Genomic DNA, 23,958 nt, shown 5'->3' with positions numbered 1-23,958 from the left:
CTTGAGAAAAGTATGTAAATCTAAAAATTAGCATATTACAAATATTAAAGGACCCCAAACTTAAAAGTTTGGAGTCCTTCTACCATATTCTTTTTTAAGCCTAAACACAAAAAACTAGCAATACACATTCAAGTGAGATGGCAAGACACGAATCGTCACAGGCAGTTGGTCGCCCTCATCTCCGTCAACGTTGACGCTGAGCTCTGCCTTGTCATCAGCCAACTTAACTGTGATTTCCTTGAAGGTCAGATACTCGATATTATTACTTTCTTCGCCATTTCCCGAGATCAAATCCGGCACAGAAACCAAGGTGTCCAAGAGGTTTTTATCCTTAAGATACAAAAGATGAAGCAAGCCGTCATTGACAGTGGCTTCAGGGAGAATGCTTTCGAAACCTCCGATTGAGTTGGTAGAGCCAATCAAGAGTGTGCTGCTCTTTATCGTGCGCTCTTCTCCATCAATCTTCAAGTGAAACTCGTAAAAACTAGTATCCATCAACTGCTTGAAGCCTGAGATAAAGTAGGCAAACTTGCCCCACTTGGTCTTGTCTTCAGAATCTACATTGTTGATCGATTCAGGAATAGTTCCAATGGCAACCACATTCATAAAGTACTGGTCATTAATCTTGCCGATATCAAGTGGCTTGACTTTATTGATATCCAGATTCTGAATGGCTTCTTCAGCGTCTAGGGGAATGCCAAGAGCACGCGCCAAGTCATTGACCGTACCAAGTGGAAAGAAGCCAAAAGTCGGACGATAGTCTAGTTCAGCCAGGCCGCTGATTCCTTCATTGACAGTACCATCGCCACCCATGACAAAGACGCTATCATAATGGTCTTCTGCGGCTTGCTTAGCAAAAACTGCTGCGTCTCCACCTTTTTCAGTATGCTTGACCACTACCTCATCGAAACATTCTGCCAGCTTTTCCCTTGCCAAGTCTTCATAGGACTTGGCTTTTTCTCCTCCCGAGCTAGGGTTGACAATTAATAGGACTTTAGACATAAGGAAACCTCTTTTCATTTGATAGCTCATTATACCATCTGGAAAACACTTTCACAAGAATTTGAAACTGCTAGCTTTCGAAAGATCAGAAAAGCAGTTTGGTATTTAAAATCCATTCCACAGAAAAACACTTCTGCCGTTAGACTTTTCTGCCTAACTTTAGAAGTGCTGTCTTATATTTAGTTTTTCTATTAAAAGAAGACAATGAGAACAAAGGCAATTAGGTTATTGGCCAGATGTAGGCCAATTGAGTAGCGCAGATCCTTCTTAGCCAAATAGCCTAGGCCAAAGATTGCCCCTAAGATGAAGTAAACGAGAAACTGGACAAGATTGCCCGGCATGTGCAGAAGAGAGAAAAAGCTGGCAGATACAGTTAAATAGAGCAGGACTTTCGCCAAGCTATTTTGGTCAGGAAAGAGAAACTTAGCCAAAAATCCTCGTGTCAGCAACTCCTCAAGAATAGGAGCAAAGATTACCATGTATAGAAAAGCAAAGGCCGGCTGCTGCTGAATCAATTGTACAGCAGTGTTCTGATTGGCAGAAGATTCAATAGGAACGAGCTGCTGGAAGATGATAAAAGTAAGCAAGAGGGCGCTGGGAAGCCAGATAGAGCTGGTCAGCTTGGTATTTTTGATTTCCAGTTTCAAATCTTTCTGGTACCATTTCCACATGGCAAAAGAATAGAGACTGGCAAGTATGACAAAAATCGGCAAAATCAATAGTTGAGAAGATCCCCCTGTCAGAGAACCTATAGTGAAGACAACTATAGCCGAAAAGATATAGGAATAGGCCAAGAGGACAAGAATATAAAGGCCAAAATTAGTAAAGAAAGTTTTTAATTTCATAGTGATTCCTTATAGATTGATTTACTTAAACATAGCTAGCAGCAGTATTATAGCCATGGGGAGATTGTTCAGGATATGAACCAACATGGAATCTTTTATATTCCCCCGACGAGCATAGGATAAATAAAGAACCAGCCCAAGTGCGAAATAAATTGGAAACTCAGTCAATTGGGTGATATGAGGCAGGGTGAAGACCACAGAAGTCACAATGGCAGCCAAAACTTTTTGATTATTTTTGAAAAAGAAGGCAGTCCCAAAACCGCGGAAAATTAATTCTTCCATGATAGGAGCGATAAAAGCAATCGTTGCAACAAAGAGCAAGGCAAAAAAGATATGCTGCGAAGACATCATTCCCCCTAGCCCTTGTATGGCGCTGTCATTACTGGTCTGGGAATTGCCGCTCAGGATGAGATTGAGATAAACACCGACAATAGCAGCCACTCTGGCAAGGAAAAAGAATAGAAAAGCAAAACCGATGTCCTTGCCAGACTGTTTGAATTTTTTCTTTTCTTCAGGCACATGCTTCTGATAACGCCGCCACAAGCTACGAAAAATCAGGAAAACTAAAATCAGATACAAGGCTACCAATAAGATTTCTGCATATATAGGTAAACTCTTCCCGAGCCTCAAGAATAGCATCGGAGCAATATTTATAAGGAGGCTAAGAGCAATTAAGCCTATCCATTTTACAAGTCCTAAAGCAGTTGATTTGAAGTTGTTCATTTTGTACTCTCCTTTTGATAAATATTAATACCGACTTCCGTATCCTCAACAGCGATATCACCCTTCTGCCGGAGAATAGCGACAGCCAGAAAAAAATCTCCTGCACAGCCGGCTGCATGGAAGCTAGCAAGAACGATATAAGAGGTCGCAGTCAGAATATGCAAGGCATAGATCAAGGTCAGGGCTAGGCTAATCAGAAAGAATGGTGCCAGGATAATGACGAGCATCCTTTTCCGACTGTAACGACTGCCTGGGCTAGTCGCATAGGCCATGCCGCTCTTAAAACCAAACTTGACCTTGGTATTTTCATCCCCCAAGACCTTAAAGAAAAAGCCGTGGATCAGCTCATGGATGACCATTAGAACAAGGAGGTAGAATAAGTCAAAGAAATGAAAAACTTCGCTGCCCTTGCCATACATTAGAATAGCAATCCAGGTAAAGAGGGCTAGAAAAGGGAAGATCAGCAATACGGCCGTTATATTCAGAGCCAGATTGACCTTTTTATTATGGATAAAATCAAGTTCTTTCAGTAGTTTCATAATTTCCGCCTTTCATCGGGAAATAAGCTTATTTGAAATATTTTCTTACCATTGGATAATACATAAGATTGATATAGATATGGATCACCACTAGGACGACAAAACCAGAAACGACATTGAGGGGTGTGAAAGTTCCCACTATCCCTAAAATAACATAGAGGGCTGGCAGAAGTCTCTGATTTACATTAAAGAGAATAAGATAGCACTGTTCATAATTGGCTTGCAGCTCTGATTCATCATAAGAGAGCACAAATTCTTTTATTTCCTCAGTAGTCGGGAAGGCTGATAACTTATAGTGCCGCACCTTCTGAACTGTCTTTAAAAAGACAACTTGCAAAATAAAATAAAGAAAGGCAATCGAATAATCTACAAGACTCCACTGAAGCGGGCTCTTATGATTAGTGATATTTCCGATATAAACGACTCCAACTAAAATCGTAAAAAGAACGATAGCACTGCTGATATTAAAGACAATAGTCGAGTATTCCAAATTTTTAAATGTTAAACAGTACCATTCATAATTCTTATCCTCATCTGCTTCTTTTTCATAGGCTTCATTGTATTTACGAGTCCGATAAATCAAGAAAAAGGTTAAAGGATAAAGAATAATTAGACTAGCCCGACCTAACTGTCGCAGCAGTTGAACAGTAAAAATAGTCGACCAACTGATATTTTTTAGCAGACCAGTTTCAGAAAACAAAATAGACAGACCACCTATAAAAGCTCCAGCTAGCAATATAAGGACATTATATAAAACTCTTTTCTGTTTAGATATACGTTTTTGCTCTTTCACGACTTCTTCTCCTTTATTTTTTTACAATAGATGATACAGGAAGGCAGATAGACTATTTTAGTTCCTGTTGAAATGAATCTCAATTGCTTCTTCATTCTTCTTCCTCCACCAGCCGAAAGACATTCTCAACATTTTCGTTGAAAATATGGGCAATCTTAAGGGCAATCACAATCGATGGGGTATATTCGCCTCTCTCTATAAGGCTGATTGTCTGCCTGGAAACACCGGCCAGCTTAGCCAGTTCTGTCTGGTTGAGACCGTCACGCGCCCTCAACTCCTTGAGTCGATTTCTTAATTTCATTAAAATCCCCCACTTCTCCTAAAGCTCGATAGACCGAATGTCTTCAATACGAATCAGCTTGGTCTTGGTCTGACCTTTTTTATCTGTCATGCTCAGCTTGACCCATTCTTCATCCACATCCACTACCAGCCAGTTTACCAGCCAGTTATTGGTTCCAATTGACTCGCTCATAATTGTCGGCTTCTTTCCAATCATTTCTTTTAAAAATTGTGACATTGTTTTGTTCCCCTTTCTTTTTCTTTCTAAAGACTTTATCCGTCCCTGCATCCGTTTTAGCTTATTGGAAGAATCAATCCCAAAGATAAAAACCATAAAAGTCATCGGAAGCAAGAACCATAAGAATGCATTCATAAGCGTCCCTCCATTTCCTGTTCAAAAGTATTGTAACAGATTCTTTTCTTTTTGACAAGTATCTTTGTCAAAAAAATAATAATCATTGTCAAAAACGCTATTACCATAGACAAAAAAGAATCCAGCTCAAACTGAATCCTTTTCCTTTATTCATCTACTTCTGAAAATACTTCTTTTAAAATAGCAATCCCCTGCTGAATTTCCTCCCTGCTGACAGTCAAAGGCGGCAGGAGACGGATAACATTCTCTCCGGCGGTCAGGATAATCAATCCCTTCTGACGAGCGGCTTCAACAATCTTTGACAGACTGGCACTTGTTTCAATCCCAATCATCATGCCCAGACCTCGAACAGCAGAAATCTTTGGATGGTCCTGAAAAGCAAGCTGCAGCTGCTCCAATAAGATATCACTCTTAGACCTGACTTCTTCTAGAAAGCCCGCTTCTTTCATGATATGCAAGGTCTCCAAGGCGGCTGCCATGGCTAATTTATTGCCACCAAAGGTAGAGCCGTGACTGCCAGGTCCAAAAGCTGGAGCCAAGCTAGATTTTCCTAATAGAGCGCCAGCGGGCAGGCCATTGGCCAGACCCTTAGCCAGTGTCACAATATCCGGTATAATCCCATAATGCTCAAAGGAATAAAGCTGACCAGTGCGCCCCATACCTGTCTGGACCTCATCAACAATCAGCAAAATCCCCTCTCGTTGGCAAAAATCAGCCAAGTCTTTGACAAGGGTTACTTCTGCTGGACGAACCCCCGATTCTCCTTGGACCAATTCCAGCATGACAGCTGCCGTATCCTGATTGGCCAAGTCTTCTACGCTGGCCAAATCATTGTAAATCGCATAGCTAAAATGAGGCACCCCATCACCAAATCCTTCCTTAATCTTATCCTGTCCTGTTGCGGCCATAGCGCCAAAGGTCCGACCATGAAAGGATTGCTGAAAAGTGATAATGCCTTGCTTGCCAGTAGCTTTGCGGGCTAACTTAATAGCTGCTTCATTGGCTTCTGCTCCGCTATTGCAAAAAAAAGCCAAATAATCATAAGAACCTGCCAGTTCCTGAGCCACCTGCTCTTGCAGAGAGCTAAGATAGAGATTGGGACTGTGCCAGATGCGCCCTGCTTGCTGGATCAAAGCTTGCTGGACCTGCGGGTGAAAGCCAAGATTGGTTACACCAATCCCCGATGAAAAGTCTAAATAAGACTTTCCCTCACTGTCAATCAGATAGGAGCCCTCTGCTTTAACAAACTCAATAGGTGCCCTCTTGTAGTTTTCAAATAAATAAGTCATCGTTATCCCTCTGCTATCAAGGTGCCTGTCAAAAGATTGTCACCAATCAGAACCTGTCCGACACCGGAAAGCACAGTCTGAACAGCACTCTCAATCTTAGGAATCATGCCGCCCTTGATGACACCTGTCTGAATCTTCTTGGAAACCTGACTGGTCAGAAGCTGGGGCAGGACCTTTTTGTCCTCTAGAACTCCTTCTATATCTGTCATCAGGATTAGCTTCTCTGCCTGCAAGCTGCTAGCAACTGCCGCAGCTAGATAGTCTGCATTGATATTTAAGAGCTCACCAGCTGCATTTTCTCCTAACGAAGCCAGCACTGGGACGATGTCCGCAACCAGCAGCTGCTCTAGATAGGCAGTTTGAATCGCCGTCACCTGACCGACATAACCATAGAGGTCTTTGTCGATAAAATCTGCCGAGACTGTCTTTCCCAAATGTGAAACCAACTGAACGCTTTCAATATCTGAGTCGTTCAATTCTTGTGTCAGCGTTCGGCCGACTTGACCTAGCAGGGCCTGCTCAATGATGGGCAAGTCAGACTTAGCTGTCACCCGCAACCCCTTAACCTTGCGAGTAGGCAGCTGGCGCTCTTTCATGAGTTGATTAATGACCAGACCGCCCCCGTGAACGACTACGATTTTCTTACCAGCTGCTATCCATTCTTGCATCTGCTTGATAAACTTATCAGACAGCTTTTGCGCAGCAACACCGCCAATTTTTATAACAATCACATCTTTCATTGCATTTCTCCTTAGGTTCTATAGAGGGCGTTGATTTTCACATAATCATAGGATAGATCGCAGCCCCAGGCCTGAGCTTCAGCTTCCCCATCGTGCAGGTCAATGGTCAAGGTCAGCAGCTCCCCAGCCATGGCATCACTCGTCTCCTCGGGGTCAAAAGCCACAGGGCTAGAAGCCTGCATAACTGGAATCCCCTCAATCCAAATATCAATATTGTCCACTGAGACATCTGCTCCCGCATAGCCAATAGCTGCTAAGATACGGCCCCAATTGGGATCTTGACCAAAAATAGCTGTTTTGACCAGGCTAGAGCCAACGACACTCTTGGCAATCATACGGCCGCTCTGTTCATCCTTGGCATGCCGAACATTGACTTCAATCAGCTTGGTTGCTCCTTCGCCATCCTTGGCAATTTTCTTAGCCAAGTCAGCCATAAGATAGCGGAGCATCTTAGAAAACTTTTCAAATTCTTCCGTATCTGGCAGAATTTCTTCATTTTGTCGGCAGCCATTTGCCATGACTAGCACCATGTCATTGGTCGATGTATCCCCATCCACCGTGATTTGGTTGAAAGTCGTCTCCACATGCTGACTGAGAGCCGCTTGTAAGGTAGCACTAGAAATATTAGCGTCACAGGTGATAAAGGCCAGCATAGTCGCCATATTCGGATGAATCATGCCCGAGCCCTTGGCCACCCCCGCCATAGTCACCAGGTCTGTGCCAAACTCTTCTGTGACTACACAGGTCTTGGTACAAGTATCCGTCGTCAAGATAGCCTCAGCAAAATCTTCTGAATTACCACTCACTAGAATCTGTGACAGACCATTTTTCAGAGCATCCATTGGAAGCTGCTCACCGATGACTCCTGTAGAAGCCAGACCTACCAAGTCGGGCTCAATCTTCAGCTTTTGAGCAGCCAATCGCTGCATTTCATAGGCAGCGTCCAGTCCCTGCTGGCCTGTACAGGAATTGGCAACACCAGAATTAACCACTATTGCCTGCAATTTCTGACTCTTTTGGATTGAGGCTTTGGTCACTAGAAGCGGAGCAGCAATGACTTTATTGGTCGTATAGACTCCAGCCACACTTGCCGGTACTTCTGATACAATCCAGCCAAAATCCAACTTCTTTTTCTTAAAGCCAGCGTGTAAACCGTCAGCTGAAAAGCCTAGCGGACTGGCAATCGTTCCATCAATAATCTTCATATTTAACCCTTTCTCATCTAGACATAGGACGGTTGACTGAGCAGGCCATCTGTTTCGGGAAAGCCCAGCATTAGATTCATATTTTGAACCGCCTGACCAGCAGCCCCCTTAATCAAGTTATCCAGCACAGCTACTACCGTTAAAATGTTTGTTACAGGATTATAGTCAAAACCAATATCTGTATAATTAGTACCGACAACCTGGTGCAGACTCGGCAGAGCAGCTTGGATACGGACAAAAGGCTTATCCTGATAGCAATCTTGGTAAATAGCAGTCAGCTCTTCTCGAGTCAAAGGTGTTTTCAACTTACTATAAACTGTCGCCACGATGCCACGATTGAGCGGAATAAGGGAAGTTGAAAACTGAATCTGCTGCAATCCCTCATCAAAATGCTGCAACTGCTGCACAATCTCCGGAATATGCTGATGCTGATTTAACTTGTAAGTCACGTAGTTATCGTGAACATGGACAAAATGGCTGGATGCAGCTGGATTTTTCCCTGCCCCTGTCAAACCGCTCTTGGCATCGACAATAATAGAGTCCAGCTCAATAGCCTGAGCCTGCAGCAAGGGAATCAAGGCCAACTCTGAAGCCGTCGCATAACAGCCAGGATTGGCAATAAATCGCTTCCCTCTGACATCTGTAAACTCAGACAGCCCATAAATAAACTCTTTTTGAACATTGTCTTTAGCCGGCTCTTTCTGATACCATTTTTTATAAATATTCCCTGGCAAACGATGATCTCCTGATAGATCAATGACTGGAAATCCTGCTTCAACAAAGTCTTTTGACAAATCTTTAGCCACTCCGCTTGACGTTGCAAAGAAAACAAGATCTGCTCGTCGCATTATTTCCTGACTGTCGAAAGCTTCTATTTTCAGGTCGCAAATCCCCTTCAAATGAGGATAAAGCTCTGACACAGGAGCCTCCATATCTTGACTGGCATGAAGGGAAACGACTTCCGCCTGCGGATGTTGCAGCAAAATACGGAGGAGTTCCATTCCTGAGTAACCAGTAATTCCTACAATCGAAATTCGCATATTTTTAAAACACCTCCGTATAAATATGCGTTTTATTTTACTCGTATATTTTCCCTTTGTCAAGTATTTTATGTATTTTTATGCAATATTTTTGAAAATATCATTAATTATTTAAAAAACACTCATGATTTCTTGCCTTAAAGCGGCTTATTTGCTTATCATATAGAGACGTAAGCGAGCTAAGAGCACAGAAAAAGGTCTGCCCAAAGAGCAGACCTTTTCATCTATCTGTTATCTAATATTACAACTTCTCAGCAACTGCTGCTAGCAGGTCTGGAATAGCGGATTGCTTGCTGCCACCGGCCATAGCCATATCTGGCTTACCGCCACCTCGACCATCTACAATCGGTGCCAATTCCTTAATCAGATTACCAGCATGTACGTCCTTGGTCTTGCTGGCTGCAAGAACATTGACCTTGTCTCCAATTGCTGCGACCAGTACGAGAACATCTGAATAGTCCTTCTGCTTCCAAGTGTCCGCGAAGGTACGCAGGGCGCCTGCATCAGACACAGAGACCTGACTAGCGATAAAGCTATGTCCATTTGCCTCTTGAACATCCTTGAAGACTTCACCAGAGGCCGCTACTGCTGCCTTTTCCTTGAGCTCTGCATTCTCTTTTTGGAGTTGACGCAGCTGCTCTTGCAGCGCTTCAACCTTGTGAGGCACTTCCTTGATTTGCGGTGCTTTGAGGGTCGCTGCGATAGCCTTGAGCGCCTCTTCTTCCTCACGGTAGGATTCGAAAGCTTCCTTGCTGGTAACCGCCAAGATACGGCGAGTTCCAGAGCCGATGCCCTCTTCTTTGACAATCTTGAAAATACCGATTTCAGAAGTATTGCCCACGTGAGTTCCTCCGCAAAGCTCGACAGAGTAGTCGCCGATGGTTACGACGCGAACTTCTTTACCATACTTTTCGCCAAAGAGCGCCATGGCACCCATTTCCTTAGCCGTGTCAATATCTGTCTCTACTGTCTCGATAGCAAGAGCTTCCCAGATTTTCTCATTGACTTCTTGCTCGATAGCACGCAGCTCTTCTGCTGTCACTGCTTGGAAATGCGTAAAGTCAAAGCGCAGGAATTCTACTTCGTTCAAAGAGCCTGCCTGGGTTGCATGGTTACCAAGAACATTGTGCAGGGCAGCATGCAAGAGGTGGGTCGCCGTATGGTTCTTCATAACACGATGGCGACGGCTGTGGTCAATTTCTAGTTTATAGCTTTGACCCAGAGCCAGAGGAGCCAAAACTTCTACAGTATGCAGTGGCTGACCATTTGGTGCCTTTTGCACATCCGTAACTTGCGCTACCAGATTACCTGCTCCATCAAAGATTTGACCGTGGTCGGCTACCTGACCACCCATTTCTGCGTAGAATGGCGTTTCTGCAAAGATGAGGGCAGCTGTTCCTGACTCAACAGATTCGACTGCCGCATCATCCGCCACGATAGCAAGGAGTTCAGCAGTCAGCTCTTCTTTTTCGTAGTTAAAGACACTCTCTACAGTGATGGCCTGCAGGGTTTCATTTTGCATGCCCATTGATCCACCCTTGACGACAGACGCACGCGCCCGATCCTGCTGCTCTTTCATAGCCGCTTCAAAGCCAACTCGGTCCACAATCATGCCAGCTTCTTCAGCAATTTCTTCAGTCAACTCCAGTGGGAAGCCGTAAGTATCGTAGAGTTTGAAGGCATCTTGACCAGCAATAACAGTTTGTCCCTTAGCTTTCAAATCTGCCACAATTGTTTCTGCAAAATGTTGACCAGAGTGCAGAGTACGAGCAAAAGATTCTTCCTCACTCTTGATAATCTTTTCGATAAAGTCTTTCTTCTCAAGAACTTCTGGGTAGTAGCTTTCCATAATCTTGCCCACAGTTGGAACCAGTTTGTAAAGGAATAGCTCATTGATACCCAATTTTTGGCCATGCATTGAAGCACGACGAAGCAGACGACGAAGAACATAGCCACGGCCTTCATTTCCAGGAAGAGCGCCATCACCAATGGCAAAGGAAAGCGAGCGGATATGGTCTGCGATAACCTTGAAACTCATATTATCGCCATCTTGGTCATAGACCTTGCCAGACAGCTTCTCTACTTCACGAATAATAGGCATGAAGAGGTCGGTCTCAAAGTTAGTCTTAGCCCCTTGGATAACTGCGACCAAACGCTCCAAACCTGCGCCCGTATCAATGTTCTTATGTGGCAATTCTTTGTACTCACTACGAGGTACAGCAGGGTCTGCGTTGAATTGTGACAAGACGATATTCCAGATTTCGATATAGCGATCGTTTTCAATATCTTCTTCTAAGAGACGGACCCCAATATTTTCTGGATCAAAAGCCTCACCCCGGTCAAAGAAAATCTCTGTATCCGGCCCAGAAGGTCCCGCACCGATTTCCCAGAAGTTGTCCTCAATCGGAATCAAATGACTAGGCTCAACGCCCATAGCAATCCAGCGGTTGTAAGAGTCCTTGTCGTCTGGGTAGTAGGTCATGTAGAGCTTGTCTTTGGGAAAATCAAACCACTCAGGACTAGTCAAAAGCTCGTAAGCCCACTCAATCGCTTCATCGCGGAAATAATCGCCGATAGAGAAGTTGCCCAGCATTTCAAACATAGTATGGTGGCGGGCAGTCTTTCCGACATTTTCAATATCATTGGTCCGAATGGCCTTTTGAGCATTGGTAATCCGAGGATTCTCTGGAATGATAGTTCCATCGAAGTATTTCTTGAGGGTCGCTACACCAGAGTTAATCCAGAGCAAGGTTGGATCGTTGACCGGCACCAAGCTAACAGATGGTTCTACTGCATGACCTTTAGTTGCCCAAAAATCCAGCCACATTTGACGAACCTGAGCACTTGACATTTGTTTCATTTCTTTTTCTCCTTAATTTTTTTCTAAAAATAATTGCATTATGACGACGAACTTTCCAGCATTTCGACATAGTCAATAGCGACACAGAGGGAAATCACCAAATCTGAATAAGTCTCATCACAGACATTCACCTGATAAGTAGAGGTTAGATGAAAGAGCTCCTTGGTAATTTCTGCAACGACTTGATTGCTGTCATCCAGCAGACGAAAGTTTAAATCCCAGATATTCCCTTCAACTCGAAGACCCAAATTATCAAATTTATATTTATCACGCAAAAAAGAGAATTTCTTACGGATATAAAAGCTATGCCCGCTGCTGAGTTTGATTTCAAATTGGGGCAGGAGGGTTATAAGGGTCTTGGTAATCTGACTGACGATTTGTCCTTGACTATCATAGATAGTAAAGGTCTTAGGAATCTGGAAGAAAGAGCCTTCCACTTGATAATCCACATTTCCTCGATCATCCTTGATATCAAAGCGTTCGCCGCCTAAGCGAAATTTCTGTTTGACAAGATAGGTTTTCATTATATTACCTCCACAGTCAACATAAAAGACAAGTTCCTTGTCCGAAGGGCGAAAAACCGCGGTACCACCTTCATTCAATGAACTTGTCATTCTCATTTCATATTCTATTTTTCAAGATGAGTAGCATGATTCTCCGTCTCAGATGGCTCGCAGCACCGCCAATTCTCTGAACTAAGAACTTGAAAAATCAATTCTCACCAGTCTTATTATACTTGCTTATTCTCTTTTCGTCAACCTTATTCTGCAGCTGATGATGAAGCTTCCGCTGAACTGCTTTCAGCTGCTGAGCTAGACTCAGAAGTCTTTGAGCTGCTGGCAGCACTTGATGAAGAAGTTGAAGAGCCTGTCGTTTCAATATACTGAGCAAAGACAGATTGGAAAGCACTGTCCTTAACCTTGATGTTGGCATCTTTCAGCTCTTTCGCCACAACGCTTTGGATGAAGCTAGTATCTTTTTCTTTTTGCGCAATGATAATCTTTTTCAGCTTGTCTTTGTAGTCTTTCCAGTTAGAAGATTTCTCTGACTTCTTGACCAGCTTAACAATATAGTAGCTTGCTGAGTACTGTGAATCTGGAACAGTCACAAGGTCTGAAACGCCATTTTCTTCCAAAGCAAAAGCAGCTTTTTTGACAGCATCTGGAACATCAGTAGAGCCAGAGTCAAACTTAATTTCTCCGCCTTTTTCCTTAGTGGCAGCATCGGTAGAGTTTTCCTTAGCGATTTGACTGAAGTCTGCTCCTTCTGCTTTAGCTTTTTCGAGAACTTCCTTACCTTTGTCTTCGCTGTCAACCTTGATGATTTGAGCTGTTACTTCTGGCGTGTAGTTTTCAAAGGCAGCCTTGTAGTTTTCGTCAGTCAGCTCTTTTTCAGCAGCCTTCTTAACAGCATGCTCTACTAGCATATTGGTGCGGATTTGCTCCTTGTAGGCATCTTCGGTCAATCCGTTTTGAGCCAAGACTTGGGCAAAAGCTGTACCGTAAGCCGTTTTAGACTTTTCGAAAGCATCCTTAACATCCTTGTCTTTGACGTCTTTGCCGTATTTTTCTTCAAAGATTTCTTTGATAGTCATCTGCAGCAAGACCTGCTGAGCTGCACCATTGTTTTTCACTTGATCGTAAAATTCATTGACAGTAATCGTGTTGCCTTTCATGGTCACGATGTCCTTACCTTCTGAGTTAGAACATGCTGCTAATACAGCGACTGACAAGAGTGTCACTGCTCCTGCAAATATTTTTTTCTTCATTTTATATTGACTCCTTATTCTTAAAAGTTCACGTTTTCTATTGTAGCACAAATTTGAATTGATATCTTAAATTTTACTAAAAATTTTTGGAAATTAGGAAAAAATCAGAGATGTCATTTTTTTCTAATCATAAGCAGCCCATCTCCCAAGGGAAGCAGACTGGAAGTTAAATCTGGACTATCCAAAGTTGCGTCAAACAGGCTGTGCAAGCCACGGTAAATAGCTCGTTGGCCACGCTTAATGTCCTCAAAAGGCTTGGCAACATCTCCGCCTTGAAAGACATCATCAATGAGGACCAGGCCACCAGGATTAAGGCGCTTGAGGACCTGAGGCAGAAAGACCACATACTTGGACTTAGCAGAGTCCATAAAGACAAGGTCGTAGGAATCCTCTAACGTCTCAAGTAAATCCACCGCATCGCCTTCTAGCAGCGTAATTTGCTGACGACTGTCATACTTGGCAAAATTAGCCTTAGCAAGCTCAATCATCTCTGGATTGCGGTCAATGGTCGTAATCTGAGCCTGAGGAGCATGTTCTGCCATCAAAAGGGCCGAAAAACCAATAGCAGTCCCAATTTCTAAAATCTTCTCTGGCTGGAGACTTTCGAGTAGCAGGCGGAAGTAAGCCACTGTCTCATGGGGAATCACGGGCACATTTTCAGCTCTGGCAAAATCCTCTAGTTCCTTGAGTCCACCAGTGACTGGCTGGAGACGCTGTCTCATAAAGTCTACGACTTCCTCTTTGACCACTGGCCGGCGCATATTGGGATTAGAGTTTTGATTATAAGTTTCGACCATCTTATGCCAGTCCCAACTTTTCTACCAAGGCTTCAAATTCGTCCAAGCGACGCTCAAAGACAGCAAAAGCAGCATTTAGGTAGTCTTCCTTTTCCATATCCACACCTGCTTTTTTGATGACATTGAGCGGATAGTCAGAGTTCCCAGCTTTCAGATAGTCCAGATACTTATCCTTGTCTTCCTGACTGCCATGGACAATCTTTTCAGCCAGGGCAGAAGCCGCTGAAAATCCTGTCGAATATTGGAAAACATAGTAATCATAGTAGAAATGAGGAATCCGAGCCCATTCGTACTGAATCTGTGGATTGTCTTCTTTTTTCAGTCCATAGTATTTTTCGTTCAAGTCAGCGTAGAGCTCATTGAGAAACTCGCTGGTCAAAACTTGCCCTTCTTGGTCAGCCTTGTGGATAGCATGCTCAAACTCAGCAAACTGGGTTTGACGGAAGACCGTACCTCGGAAGCCATCCAAAAAGTGATTGAGGATAGCAAAGCGGGTAGCATCGTCCTCTACTTCTTCCAAAAGCTTTTCTGTCAGAATATTTTCATTAGTCGTTGAAGCAATCTCAGCTAGGAAGATAGAATAGTCACCGTAAACATAAGGTTGGGTCTCACGGGTATAACTTGAGTGCATACTATGGCCTGTCTCGTGCACCAAGGTAAATAGATTATCCAGCGTGTCCTGCCAGTTGAGCAACATGAAGGCATTGGTATCATAAGAACCGCCTGAGTATGCTCCTGAGCGCTTGCCTTGATTTTCATGAACATCAATCCAACGCTCTGAAAAAGCTGTCTTCACTCGGCTTAAATAATCCTCACCCAGAATAGCCAAAACTTCCTCAGACTTAGCCAAGGCTTCCTCATAAGTGAACTTGTAGTCTGTCTCTGACAAAGGTGTGTACATATCATACATCTTCAAGTCAGAAATGCCTAAAATCTTCGCTCGCAAAGCGATATAACGCTGCAAAAGAGGCAAATGCTTATTGACAGCTGAAACTAGGCTGTCATAGACACTTTCTGGAACAAAGTCCGCTGACAAGGCCGCTTCACGGGCAGATGAGAACTTGCGGACTTTCGCATTGTAGTTATGGACCTTGACATTGGTCTGCAAAGTCTTGGCATAGGTATGCTGATACTGCTCGTATACGCTGTAGAGAGCCTCGTAAGCTTCCTTACGAACCTCTCGGTTCTTAGACTCGACCAGGGTGATATAGTTACCGTGGCTGAGCTGAACTTCATTTCCATCTTCATCATGCACTATAGGAAAGACGATATCAGCATTATCCAAAATAGAAAAGGTTTCGCCCGCTGCCCCAAAAATTTCACCAGCACCGGCCAATAACTCCTCTTCGCGCTGTGTCAGGATGTGGGCTTTCTTTTTCAAAAGCTTGTCAAAATAATGCTGGTACAGCTGCAGGGCTGGCTGCTCAGCTAGGAAAGCTTGGTACTGTTCTTCTGTAATCGCCATAAATTCGGGCTCGTAGAAGGCAAAGCTTTGACCAAAATCGCTGTAAAGAGTCATGCCTTTCGCCTGATACTCTTGGTACTTAGCCACACGTGTATCCTGGTCATTCTTCATATGAGCATAAGAATAAAGCTTTTCAATACGACGCATCAAGTCCAGCTGAACTTCAGTCGTTGTTAAGAGACTATCCGCTGAATCCAGCAAATGCCCAGTCAGACCAGCTACTTTCTTCACTTCTTCTGAAACCTGAGCCAATTCCGCTTCAAAGGCTTCATCTGTTGGGAAAATGGTGCTCAAATCCCAAGTATATTTTTCTTCAATTTCATTTCTTTGTTTTGCCATAAAAAAATCCTCCGACTCCCCTATTCTATCACAAATCAACGTAAAATCCTTGTATAAAAAGCCGGTGGATAAACAATTTGCAGATTTTTTTGCTGGAGATTGACATAATAATTCTCAAACTGCTGGTAATAGTCAGTCAGGTCGGTAGTTATCTGACAGAAGGAGGCAGCCTGTATCGGCCGAACCTGTGGATAAAAATCCTCTGCAGTCTTAGTCAAGAGATTAGCGCCATTCTGATAGAGCTGAGCCTGCAGCCGCATCCATCTAGGCTGTTGGTAATAAAGCTGACGGCGGATATAATTGCAGATCTGCGGATCTTGCTGGGCCAGAAAGCTGTTCATCTCCTGCTTTTGAAAGGGCAAACGCAAAATATCCAAAAGCTGACTGTGACCAAAGGGAAAGTTCTTGGTCTTGTGCTGGACTTTTCCATGCAGATCTTCGTGAATCAGGTATTTGAGACGCAGAACTTGCTTTTCTTGATCCAGCTCCCAAAGATGAAAGCCCATATTTTTACTAAAATAGAGAAAATCCTTCTGCAGGCGGGTTAGGGAATCCTTGAGCCAAAGTTTTCGCCCCAAAAGCCAGAGAACCTGATAGCCATGCTGGCGGTAAGAAAGCGTCCGTTCCTGCAGCCGTTCTATACTTAGGGGGCTGCACTGGACTTCAAGCGCCAGTTTTTTATCAACCAGCAAATCTGCAATCTGCTGCAGAGCAGGCAAAAAAGCCTCCACCTCAACTTCTTCTGTTTGGACAGCCCAGCGAAAAAGCTCGGCCTTAAGGTTCAGGTGCTCAGCGCTCTCATTTTCCCTGTAAAAACGACATTCTTCTAGCGAAACATGCGCAAAATGCGGCTGCATGACCTTGCCTTTTTTAAAACGGACTGCCCCCGAACAAGCTGGGCAAACGAAATCAGCCCCCTTTTCAATCTTCTCCTCCAGAGCATTACACAAAAGTCCCTTATGATTTCGCGCTACAAACATATCCTAGCCCCCTCTAAAATTTCTCTCATTTACTAGAATATTCGCAAAAGAAAAGAGAAACTATCTACACCATCAAAAAACGAGTCAAGAGAACATCTCTCCGACTCGTTTTCTATTATCCAAATAATTGATTTCCTTTTCGTTCTGGCAATTTTAGAAAGAGGGCCAGCATACAGACTAGACAGATAACTGCTGCTAGAAAGAGGTTCATTCCTTCGTAACCCCAACTGTCCAGAAAATGGCCGGCCAGATTTTGAATGAGAATGGTTCCTAGACTGCGGGCTGTCTGGACCAGAGCAATGGCAGTTACCAGGTATTTTTCATCGACCAAGCTGGCTACGATTTTCAGGGTCACCATAATCAAAACCATGCCCGTCACGTGCTTGGAAAGGAGAGTCATCCCGATTTTCGAAATCAAACCTAGGTCCAAGGCATAGACGCTGTACTGGAGAAAGATGGTTCCCAAACAGATATAAAGAAGCTTCTTCATCGAAAGCTTGTCCATAAAGAGATAGGAATAAAAGATAAAAGGCGCTTCAACCAGAACTGATAAGGCAACGACAGTCGAAGCCATATCCACCTCTAAGCCACTATGCTGTAGCATGGCAGGGATATAGGTATGACCAGTATTCCCCACCCCTGAGTAGAGGGCGACCAAAAGCAGGTAAAAGAGATAGGTTTTGTTGGTCAAGAGCTTCCCCAGACCTGTCTGCTTGCGGATATTCCTGCTTTCTAGGGCTGCTCGGTCGTGCTTGGGCTGGATTCCCAAAAGTCCTAGACTGCTGATAAGCATCATACCAATAAAGACTGGGAAAATAGCCTGCGGTGCGACTCTTTGATAGATTAGACCGGCCAGCTGAGAGCCTAGTGCATAGCCAATGGTTCCCCAAATCCTAATCTTACCATAAGTATAAGGACTTTGAGCCGCAAGAACATCCATGACTGGATTGACTCCGTTGATTAACATGAGCACTAGACTATACCAGACCAAGAGCTGCCAAAGCTGAGTTGCCTTCATGAAAAATACAGCCCCAACCATCATAGCTAGAAAGCTAAAAAGAAAGATCTTTTTAATTCCCAAAGCATCGCTGAGAACTCCAAAAATCGGCTGAGCCAACATGGAGGCAAAGAACGAAGACGACACTACTAGCGATACTTGAGCATTAGAATAGCCTAAGTCCTGCATATAGACTGATATCAGGGTCGAAAAAAGAGAGTAGGCTAAGAAGAAAAAATTAAAGAGTAAAAAATGAGCTAGATAGCTGTTGTGAAACTTTTTTCGCATGAAAATCTCCTTAAAACAGAAAGAAAACTCAGCAAAATCACTGAGTTTTAGCTTGGAAAGTCATTCCGTTCGTACATTACAGAGTACATTCCATTTATTCAACATCTGTATTTCTACGACGTTCCTGTTTTGCAGCCTTGCGTTTTTGACGACTGCGGTATTCAAAGGACAGAATGATTAGCAGGATGCCAACAGGCAACAGAATTAGCATCTTATCACTGAAGAACACACCATACCAAGGCTTGCTTTCTGATTTGCTGCCAGTCACATTTTCAATGGCCTGAGCAACTGGATTCTCAACTTTCTCGACTTTCATTTCATCAGAGATCTTGCTCGACAAGGTCTTCAAGCCATTTTCAGCCTTGAGAACATTGTTTTCAACCTTGACTTTAGGCTCGGTTCCCTTTTTAACAGTAGCGTAGAAATCCTCAGGCAGCTTATATTTCTGTCCATCAATCTCCTGCTCACCCTTGGATAAGAGTTTTTTGTACTCATAGTCCGCATAAGCCTTCTCAATCAAAGCATTACCAAAAGGATGGCGGTAATACTCACCGTCTTGGTCAGACCAGTCACCGACTCCCATAATCACAGCAATCATGCGCTGATCTCCACGCTTAATGGTCGCGATATAGTTGAAAGCACCGTTAGGACTAGAGCCCGTCTTCATACCATCTACGCCCTTGAGCGCGTATTTAGCACCCGGAAGGGAGTAATTATAGGTTTCAAAGGTCTCCTCGTAAGGAGTTCCAGCTTTAACCGTAACCTTGGCTTTATTAGTATAGTTTAGAATTTCAGGATGGTGATTGACAAAGTTATAAGCCAGAATCGCCAAATCACGGGCTGTTGTTTGATTGCTGGCATAATTATCGTAGTTTTGAGGGTTATAATAGCCCTTAAAAGAAACCGCCGCTGCACCGCTGGCATTGAACCACTTGGTATTGGTCATGCCCAGCTCTTGAGCCTTGGCATTCATCCGATCCAAGAAAGCATCTGGATCATTGTCAGATAGATAATTGGCCAGCATGACAGTTGTCGCATTGGATGACGGCACGATTGTCATGGTAATCAGCTCAGATACGGTATAGTCCACACCAGCGACAATTTTATTATTAGAAATTTCATAAATATTAGCGGTAGCCTGATCCTGAGGTGTAGCTGTAATGACCGTCTTTTCGCTGATTTTTCCTTCCTTAATCGCTTCAAAGACCAAGTAAAGCGTCATGAGCTTACTCATACTAGCGGGATCACGCACCTCATCGACATTATCCTCCCAGACAACATCACCTGTACTGCCATCAATAACGAGAGAAGACTTGGGACGATTAATCGCCTGAACATTATCATGCGGATACATCTTTTTAGCCATATCCACCAATTCATCAGCCCTAGCAGCTAGTGGCGCTAAAGAGGTCAGGAACGCAATTCCCAATAACAAAAGCTTTTTCTTCACAGGATCCTCCAAAGAACAATTATACCTATCTAGTATATCATATTTTACGCAAAGTCAACCATAAATCTAAAAATCCTACCTAAAAAATAGATAGGAAATTAAGAGACTTTTATCTGGCAAAGCCAGTTTTCTAGCAACAACGTCAAAATCTTAGTGATTTAACAAGCTAAGTGCTTCCTTATCAGCGATAATCACAACATCTGGATGCTTCTGGAGAGCACTGCCTGGCAGCTCCTCTGTCACCTCACCCTCAACAGTCCCTGCTATGGCTTTGGCCTTAGCTGAACCGTAAGCAAAGAGGATGATGGACTTAGCATTGAGAATATTGCCAATTCCCATGGAAATAGCCTGAGTCGGAACATCTTCCATCTTGTCGAAGAATCGAGCATTGGATTGAATGGTGGACGGTGTCAGATCCACTAAGTGAGTCTGGCTGTCGAAACTAGTCCCCGGCTCATTGAAGCCGATATGACCATTCGTACCGATTCCCAAAATCTGCAAATCAGCCGGATGCTCTGTAAGAAGCTGATTGTACTGCGCCACCTCTGCTTCTAAATCTTTCGCTGCGCCATTGGGCAGGAAGCTTTCCTTAAAAGGCTTTTGTTTAAAGAGGTGCTGGTTCATGAAATAGCGATAAGACTGAGGATCGTCCTCCTGCAAACCGACATATTCATCCAGATTAACACTGAACATCTCTGAGAAATCAAGGTCGCTCTCAACAATCTGCTTGTAAAATCCTTCTGGGCTGCTACCTGTAGCTAAGCCTAAAGTTTTCGCCCCCTGAGCTAGCTTTTCTTTGAGCAGTTCGAAAGCCACTTTGCCACCCTCTACTTGGTTTTCCACTTGAATAATTTTCATTTTCTACCTCCACTTCTGTTCTTAATTTTATTATATGGTATAGACCAATTTTTGTCAAGAAAAAGTATGCAAAATAGACATACTTTTTAGTCATGCTCGCTTCCTTTTGCAGCAAATCGTGTTATAATAGAAACATGTTTTTACTGATTGTTTTATTGATTTTATTTTTAGTCGGAGTCTTACTCTGCAGCTTGAGTTTCCTCATGAAAAAACAACCAGGCTGGCAGATTGTAAGTTTGATTTTGGGCGGCTTGCTTACAGCTAGTCCCTTCCTACTCGCTGCCTATCTACTCTGGCTGATGAAAACAATATAAGGAGATACGATGAATACCGCTGATTTTGATTTTGACTTGCCCGAAGAGCTGATTGCACAGACGCCTTTAGAGAAAAGGGATGCTTCCCGCTTGCTAGTGGTTGATAAAGAAACGGGAGCCTTCTCCGACCAGCACTTTGACCAGATTATTGATCAGCTCCAGCCCGGCGATGCCCTAGTGATGAATAATACGCGTGTCCTGCCTGCCCGCCTTTATGGTATCAAGCCTGAGACAGGGGGCCATGTCGAGCTGCTGCTGCTGAAAAATACTCAAGGAGATGACTGGGAAGTGCTAGCCAAGCCAGCCAAGCGCCTCAGAGTAGGTGCTCAGATTTCCTTTGGTGATGGACGCTTAACTGCTACTGTGGTAGAGGAGCTTGACCATGGCGGCCGAATTGTGCGCTTTGCCTACGAAGGGATTTTCCTAGAAGTCTTGGAAAGTTTGGGAGAAATGCCGCTTCCGCCTTATATCCACGAAAAACTGGCAGACCGCGAACGCTACCAGACTGTCTATGCTAAAGAAAACGGCTCTGCTGCTGCGCCAACTGCTGGACTTCATTTCACAGAAGAGCTGCTGGAGCAGATTGCAGCCAAGGGAGTCAAGCTGGTCTATCTCACCCTTCATGTCGGACTGGGAACTTTCCGACCGGTTTCAGTGGACAGTTTAGATGATCACGAGATGCACTCCGAGTTTTACAGTCTGTCCGAGGAAGCTGCCCAGACACTTCGTCAGGTTAAGGCTAATGGCGGACGTGTCATTGCAGTCGGAACGACATCTATCCGCACCTTGGAGACAATTGGCAGTAAATTTCAGGGTCAGATTCAGGCTGACTCTGGCTGGACCAATATTTTTATCAAGCCGGGATACGATTGGAAGGTCGTTGATGCTTTTTCAACCAACTTCCACCTGCCCAAGTCAACTCTGGTCATGTTAGTCTCTGCCTTTGCCGGACGTTCCTTAACACTTGAAGCTTATGAGCATGCCATTGCTGAGCGCTATCGCTTCTTCAGCTTTGGTGATGCCATGTTTATCAAATAACTATAGGTGAAAATTTATGAATAAAATTGAAAGCAGACATCGTCTCATCCGCTCCTTAATCATGGAAAAGAAAATCCATACCCAGCAAGAACTCCAGGAGCATCTGGAAGCCAACGGCGTCATTGTAACCCAGTCCACTCTTTCACGAGATATGAAAGCACTCAATCTGGTCAAGGTTAGTGAAAACGATACTTCCTACTATATCATCAACAGCATTGCACCATCCCGTTGGGAAAAACGCCTCCGTTTCTATATGGAGGATGCTTTAGTCATGCTGCGACCAGTTCAAAATCAAGTCGTCATGAAAACCCTGCCTGGGTTGGCCCAGTCTTTCGGTGCAATCTTAGACGCCTTAGAGCTGCCGCAGATTGTTGCTACTGTCTGTGGTGATGACGTCTGTCTGATTATCTGCGAGGATGATCAAGGGGCCCTTGACTGCTTTGAGAAGCTCAAAGAATTCACCCCACCATTCTTCTTTAGTAAATAAAAGCTGAGACAACATTGCCTCAGCTTTTTCTATTTACCATTTTTCCTCAATGAAACCCATTAGCAAATCAGAAAGCCATACTTGACTAGAGTAGAGCAAGACCGATAAGATTTTAAAGTTTTTTCAAAAAGTCAGCATTTAAGGTGTTGTAGCCAAACGATAAACGGCTTCCGCGTAAATATCCATTGCCCGATACAGATCATCTAAGCGCAATCGTTCATTGACCTGATGCTCTGTCTGATCAGCTCCCGGAAAGAGAGCGCCGAAAGCAACACAGTTAGGCATAGTACGAGCAAAGGTCGCTCCACCCGAAGACATAGCTGGACTGTCGTCTCCTGTTTTTTCCTGATAAATTGCCATCAGAGTGCTGACCAACTCGCTGTCCAAAGGTACGTATAGCGGAGCCAAGTAATCAAACTCCTGATAGGTCAGCCCGTATTGACTGGCTATTTCTGCCAGCTTTTCAACCAACTTGTCCTTGTCTGCCAAGACCGGAATTCGCATGTCAATCCGAATCTCAGAGCGGTCAGAGGTTAACGTCAGACCGGCAACATTAAAGGAAAGAAAGCCTGTCGGTTCATCAGACACAGGCCCGAAGAGATGGCTGCCTGTCGCATCTTCACCAACCGCCTGAGCCAGAAAGGCAAGAGCTGGATGAGAATCCAAGGGCTGCAAGACCTTGGCTAGGCGAATAATGGCATTGACTCCTTGGGCGGCATCCTTGGCGTGCTTGGGCAAGCCGATAACCGTCACTTCTTCTGACGTTCGCTCATATTCATAGCCTAAATCTTCCAGTCCAGTGACGACCGATTCCAGTAGGCTGCCCGAATAGGAAGCCTTGGCAGGAACGACATTAAAAGCTTGACCAGCTTCGAGCTCTATAGTATCAGAGCCCGGCCCTTCCAGCTTGAGCTGCAGAAGCCCCTTCTCAGCATAGGTCAAAGGGAAGGAAGAGTCTGGCGCAAAGCCAAGTGTAGCCTGCTCTTCTAGTTGGTTATACCTGCCTATACAGCGCCAAAGCGTCTCCTCATCTGTACCAAAGATAAAGCGAACCCGCTTTTTAAATTCCACTCCGCTGTCTAGCAATGCCTTTACAGCATAAAGAGCAGCCATAGAAGGTCCCTTGTCATCCTGCACCCCACGACCAAAAATCCAGCCATTCTTGATAGTGGCTTCAAAGGGAGGCGTCTGCCAGTCCGACTCATCACCCGATGGAACAACATCCAAATGACAGAGAACGGCCAGAAGCTGAGCTCCATGACCGATTTCTGCATATCCGTAATAACCTTTAGGGTCAAGGTAAGTTGTAAAACCTAGCTCCCGACAGATTTCTAAAGTTTTTTCTAGGACATCTTGGATAGCTTGTCCAAAAGGTGTTCCATTTTGACCTTCCTTCAGTACTGAAGGATAAGAAACGATTGTTTTCAAAGATTCAAGAAAATCTTCTTTAACTTCTTCTGTTATAAAATTTTTCATGGAATCACCTCAG

24 protein-coding genes are annotated in these 23,958 nt (G+C 44.1%); 3 read left to right on the top strand and 21 right to left on the bottom strand.

Going from position 1 to position 23,958, the window contains the following annotated elements; all coding sequences use genetic code 11:
* Positions 1–114 precede the first annotated feature (114 nt).
* The 20 genes from J1C77_RS03955 to J1C77_RS03860 all read right to left on the bottom strand — a co-directional run bounded on the left by J1C77_RS03955 (position 115) and on the right by J1C77_RS03860 (position 20,630).
* A complete protein-coding gene (locus tag J1C77_RS03955; protein WP_002921796.1) occupies positions 115–1,032 on the bottom strand; it encodes a diacylglycerol/lipid kinase family protein in 918 nt (305 codons plus the stop codon).
* A gap of 161 nt (positions 1,033–1,193) precedes the next feature.
* The gene (locus J1C77_RS03950) at positions 1,194–1,847 is read right to left on the bottom strand and encodes a CPBP family intramembrane glutamic endopeptidase (protein ID WP_002921798.1); all 654 of its coding nucleotides are present in this window, start codon (positions 1,845–1,847) and stop codon (positions 1,194–1,196) included.
* 21 nt (positions 1,848–1,868) lie between these two features.
* A complete protein-coding gene (locus J1C77_RS03945; protein WP_002921799.1) occupies positions 1,869–2,570 on the bottom strand; it encodes a CPBP family intramembrane glutamic endopeptidase in 702 nt (233 codons plus the stop codon).
* Positions 2,567–3,109 carry a DUF3267 domain-containing protein gene (locus J1C77_RS03940; RefSeq protein WP_002921805.1) on the bottom strand — a complete coding sequence of 181 codons (543 nt, stop codon included), beginning with the start codon at positions 3,107–3,109 and terminating at the stop codon, positions 2,567–2,569. The genes J1C77_RS03945 and J1C77_RS03940 overlap by 4 nt, the downstream gene beginning before the upstream one ends.
* A 28-nt stretch (positions 3,110–3,137) precedes the next feature.
* Entirely contained in the window at positions 3,138–3,902 is a 765-nt protein-coding gene (locus J1C77_RS03935) for a DUF3169 family protein (protein ID WP_002921806.1), read from the bottom strand.
* Positions 3,903–3,993: 91 nt separating this feature from the next.
* The gene (locus tag J1C77_RS03930) at positions 3,994–4,203 is read right to left on the bottom strand and encodes a helix-turn-helix transcriptional regulator (protein WP_002921807.1); all 210 of its coding nucleotides are present in this window, start codon (positions 4,201–4,203) and stop codon (positions 3,994–3,996) included.
* Positions 4,204–4,221: 18 nt separating this feature from the next.
* A complete protein-coding gene (locus tag J1C77_RS03925) occupies positions 4,222–4,554 on the bottom strand; it encodes a hypothetical protein (RefSeq protein ID WP_002921810.1) in 333 nt (110 codons plus the stop codon).
* 146 nt (positions 4,555–4,700) lie between these two features.
* Positions 4,701–5,843, bottom strand: a complete 1,143-nt coding sequence (locus tag J1C77_RS03920; RefSeq protein WP_002921811.1) for an acetylornithine transaminase — start codon at positions 5,841–5,843, stop codon at positions 4,701–4,703.
* Positions 5,844–5,845: 2 nt separating this feature from the next.
* Positions 5,846–6,583 (bottom strand): acetylglutamate kinase, encoded by a 738-nt coding sequence (gene argB, locus J1C77_RS03915; protein ID WP_002921813.1) that lies wholly within the window; start codon positions 6,581–6,583, stop codon positions 5,846–5,848.
* Between the two features lie 11 nt (positions 6,584–6,594).
* Positions 6,595–7,788 (bottom strand): bifunctional glutamate N-acetyltransferase/amino-acid acetyltransferase ArgJ, encoded by a 1,194-nt coding sequence (argJ, locus tag J1C77_RS03910; protein WP_002921815.1) that lies wholly within the window; start codon positions 7,786–7,788, stop codon positions 6,595–6,597.
* A 17-nt stretch (positions 7,789–7,805) separates the two neighbouring features.
* Positions 7,806–8,828 carry an N-acetyl-gamma-glutamyl-phosphate reductase gene (argC, locus tag J1C77_RS03905; RefSeq protein ID WP_002921821.1) on the bottom strand — a complete coding sequence of 341 codons (1,023 nt, stop codon included), beginning with the start codon at positions 8,826–8,828 and terminating at the stop codon, positions 7,806–7,808.
* A 241-nt stretch (positions 8,829–9,069) separates the two neighbouring features.
* A complete protein-coding gene (alaS, locus tag J1C77_RS03900) occupies positions 9,070–11,688 on the bottom strand; it encodes an alanine--tRNA ligase (protein ID WP_002921822.1) in 2,619 nt (872 codons plus the stop codon).
* 38 nt (positions 11,689–11,726) lie between these two features.
* On the bottom strand, positions 11,727–12,308 hold the full coding sequence (locus J1C77_RS03895; RefSeq protein WP_002921824.1) for an LURP-one-related/scramblase family protein: 582 nt from the start codon (positions 12,306–12,308) through the stop codon (positions 11,727–11,729).
* A 140-nt stretch (positions 12,309–12,448) separates the two neighbouring features.
* Positions 12,449–13,456, bottom strand: coding sequence for a peptidylprolyl isomerase PrsA (prsA, locus tag J1C77_RS03890; RefSeq protein WP_002921825.1), 1,008 nt, complete (start codon positions 13,454–13,456; stop codon positions 12,449–12,451).
* 113 nt (positions 13,457–13,569) lie between these two features.
* On the bottom strand, positions 13,570–14,253 hold the full coding sequence (locus tag J1C77_RS03885; protein WP_002921827.1) for an O-methyltransferase: 684 nt from the start codon (positions 14,251–14,253) through the stop codon (positions 13,570–13,572).
* Between the two features lies 1 nt (position 14,254).
* The gene (pepF, locus tag J1C77_RS03880; protein WP_042762943.1) at positions 14,255–16,057 is read right to left on the bottom strand and encodes an oligoendopeptidase F; all 1,803 of its coding nucleotides are present in this window, start codon (positions 16,055–16,057) and stop codon (positions 14,255–14,257) included.
* A gap of 35 nt (positions 16,058–16,092) precedes the next feature.
* Positions 16,093–17,037: a competence protein CoiA gene (locus J1C77_RS03875; RefSeq protein ID WP_002921829.1), complete on the bottom strand. Its 945-nt coding sequence runs from the start codon at positions 17,035–17,037 to the stop codon at positions 16,093–16,095.
* A gap of 115 nt (positions 17,038–17,152) precedes the next feature.
* On the bottom strand, positions 17,153–18,322 hold the full coding sequence (locus tag J1C77_RS03870; protein WP_002921830.1) for an MFS transporter: 1,170 nt from the start codon (positions 18,320–18,322) through the stop codon (positions 17,153–17,155).
* 94 nt (positions 18,323–18,416) lie between these two features.
* On the bottom strand, positions 18,417–19,772 hold the full coding sequence (locus tag J1C77_RS03865; protein WP_080980209.1) for a DUF1958 domain-containing protein: 1,356 nt from the start codon (positions 19,770–19,772) through the stop codon (positions 18,417–18,419).
* Positions 19,773–19,922: 150 nt separating this feature from the next.
* Entirely contained in the window at positions 19,923–20,630 is a 708-nt protein-coding gene (locus J1C77_RS03860; RefSeq protein WP_002921832.1) for a glucosamine-6-phosphate deaminase, read from the bottom strand.
* A gap of 134 nt (positions 20,631–20,764) precedes the next feature.
* On the opposite strand from J1C77_RS03860, the gene J1C77_RS03855 reads away from it, so the two are divergent.
* From J1C77_RS03855 to J1C77_RS03845, 3 genes are read left to right on the top strand one after another with little or no spacing between them, the layout of a single operon-like run.
* Positions 20,765–20,944, top strand: coding sequence for a hypothetical protein (locus J1C77_RS03855; protein ID WP_002897949.1), 180 nt, complete (start codon positions 20,765–20,767; stop codon positions 20,942–20,944).
* 9 nt (positions 20,945–20,953) lie between these two features.
* Positions 20,954–21,982: a tRNA preQ1(34) S-adenosylmethionine ribosyltransferase-isomerase QueA gene (gene queA, locus J1C77_RS03850; protein WP_002919395.1), complete on the top strand. Its 1,029-nt coding sequence runs from the start codon at positions 20,954–20,956 to the stop codon at positions 21,980–21,982.
* Positions 21,983–21,998: 16 nt separating this feature from the next.
* A complete protein-coding gene (locus J1C77_RS03845) occupies positions 21,999–22,469 on the top strand; it encodes an arginine repressor (RefSeq protein ID WP_002896068.1) in 471 nt (156 codons plus the stop codon).
* Positions 22,470–22,607: 138 nt separating this feature from the next.
* On the opposite strand, the gene J1C77_RS03840 is transcribed toward J1C77_RS03845, so the two are convergent.
* Entirely contained in the window at positions 22,608–23,945 is a 1,338-nt protein-coding gene (locus J1C77_RS03840) for a dipeptidase (protein WP_002921833.1), read from the bottom strand.
* Positions 23,946–23,958: the final 13 nt, after the last annotated feature.

It is taken from the genome of Streptococcus sanguinis, assembly GCF_050223295.1.
GTDB classification, from domain to species: Bacteria; Bacillota; Bacilli; order Lactobacillales; family Streptococcaceae; genus Streptococcus; species Streptococcus sanguinis_X.
The sequence above is the reverse complement of the archived record's forward strand: the minus strand, read 5'-3'. Positions and strand labels throughout refer to the sequence as shown.

Bases quoted from the DNA above. Each gene is read 5' to 3' on its own strand.
- J1C77_RS03920 (WP_002921811.1), bottom strand. From the start codon at position 5,843: ATGACTTATTTATTTGAAAACTACAAGAGGGCACCTATTGAGTTTGTT.
- J1C77_RS03955 (WP_002921796.1), bottom strand. From the start codon at position 1,032: ATGAGCTATCAAATGAAAAGAGGTTTCCTTATGTCTAAAGTCCTATTA.
- J1C77_RS03925 (WP_002921810.1), bottom strand. From the start codon at position 4,554: ATGAATGCATTCTTATGGTTCTTGCTTCCGATGACTTTTATGGTTTTT.
- argJ (WP_002921815.1), bottom strand. From the start codon at position 7,788: ATGAAGATTATTGATGGAACGATTGCCAGTCCGCTAGGCTTTTCAGCT.
- prsA (WP_002921825.1), bottom strand. From the start codon at position 13,456: ATGAAGAAAAAAATATTTGCAGGAGCAGTGACACTCTTGTCAGTCGCT.
- J1C77_RS03930 (WP_002921807.1), bottom strand. From the start codon at position 4,203: ATGAAATTAAGAAATCGACTCAAGGAGTTGAGGGCGCGTGACGGTCTC.
- J1C77_RS03895 (WP_002921824.1), bottom strand. From the start codon at position 12,308: ATGAGAATGACAAGTTCATTGAATGAAGGTGGTACCGCGGTTTTTCGC.
- J1C77_RS03875 (WP_002921829.1), bottom strand. From the start codon at position 17,037: ATGTTTGTAGCGCGAAATCATAAGGGACTTTTGTGTAATGCTCTGGAG.
- J1C77_RS03870 (WP_002921830.1), bottom strand. From the start codon at position 18,322: ATGCGAAAAAAGTTTCACAACAGCTATCTAGCTCATTTTTTACTCTTT.
- J1C77_RS03940 (WP_002921805.1), bottom strand. From the start codon at position 3,109: ATGAAACTACTGAAAGAACTTGATTTTATCCATAATAAAAAGGTCAAT.
- argB (WP_002921813.1), bottom strand. From the start codon at position 6,583: ATGAAAGATGTGATTGTTATAAAAATTGGCGGTGTTGCTGCGCAAAAG.
- queA (WP_002919395.1), top strand. From the start codon at position 20,954: ATGAATACCGCTGATTTTGATTTTGACTTGCCCGAAGAGCTGATTGCA.
- J1C77_RS03885 (WP_002921827.1), bottom strand. From the start codon at position 14,253: ATGGTCGAAACTTATAATCAAAACTCTAATCCCAATATGCGCCGGCCA.
- pepF (WP_042762943.1), bottom strand. From the start codon at position 16,057: ATGGCAAAACAAAGAAATGAAATTGAAGAAAAATATACTTGGGATTTG.
- J1C77_RS03860 (WP_002921832.1), bottom strand. From the start codon at position 20,630: ATGAAAATTATTCAAGTGGAAAACCAAGTAGAGGGTGGCAAAGTGGCT.
- J1C77_RS03950 (WP_002921798.1), bottom strand. From the start codon at position 1,847: ATGAAATTAAAAACTTTCTTTACTAATTTTGGCCTTTATATTCTTGTC.
- argC (WP_002921821.1), bottom strand. From the start codon at position 8,828: ATGCGAATTTCGATTGTAGGAATTACTGGTTACTCAGGAATGGAACTC.
- J1C77_RS03845 (WP_002896068.1), top strand. From the start codon at position 21,999: ATGAATAAAATTGAAAGCAGACATCGTCTCATCCGCTCCTTAATCATG.
- J1C77_RS03840 (WP_002921833.1), bottom strand. From the start codon at position 23,945: ATGAAAAATTTTATAACAGAAGAAGTTAAAGAAGATTTTCTTGAATCT.
- J1C77_RS03855 (WP_002897949.1), top strand. From the start codon at position 20,765: ATGTTTTTACTGATTGTTTTATTGATTTTATTTTTAGTCGGAGTCTTA.
- J1C77_RS03945 (WP_002921799.1), bottom strand. From the start codon at position 2,570: ATGAACAACTTCAAATCAACTGCTTTAGGACTTGTAAAATGGATAGGC.
- alaS (WP_002921822.1), bottom strand. From the start codon at position 11,688: ATGAAACAAATGTCAAGTGCTCAGGTTCGTCAAATGTGGCTGGATTTT.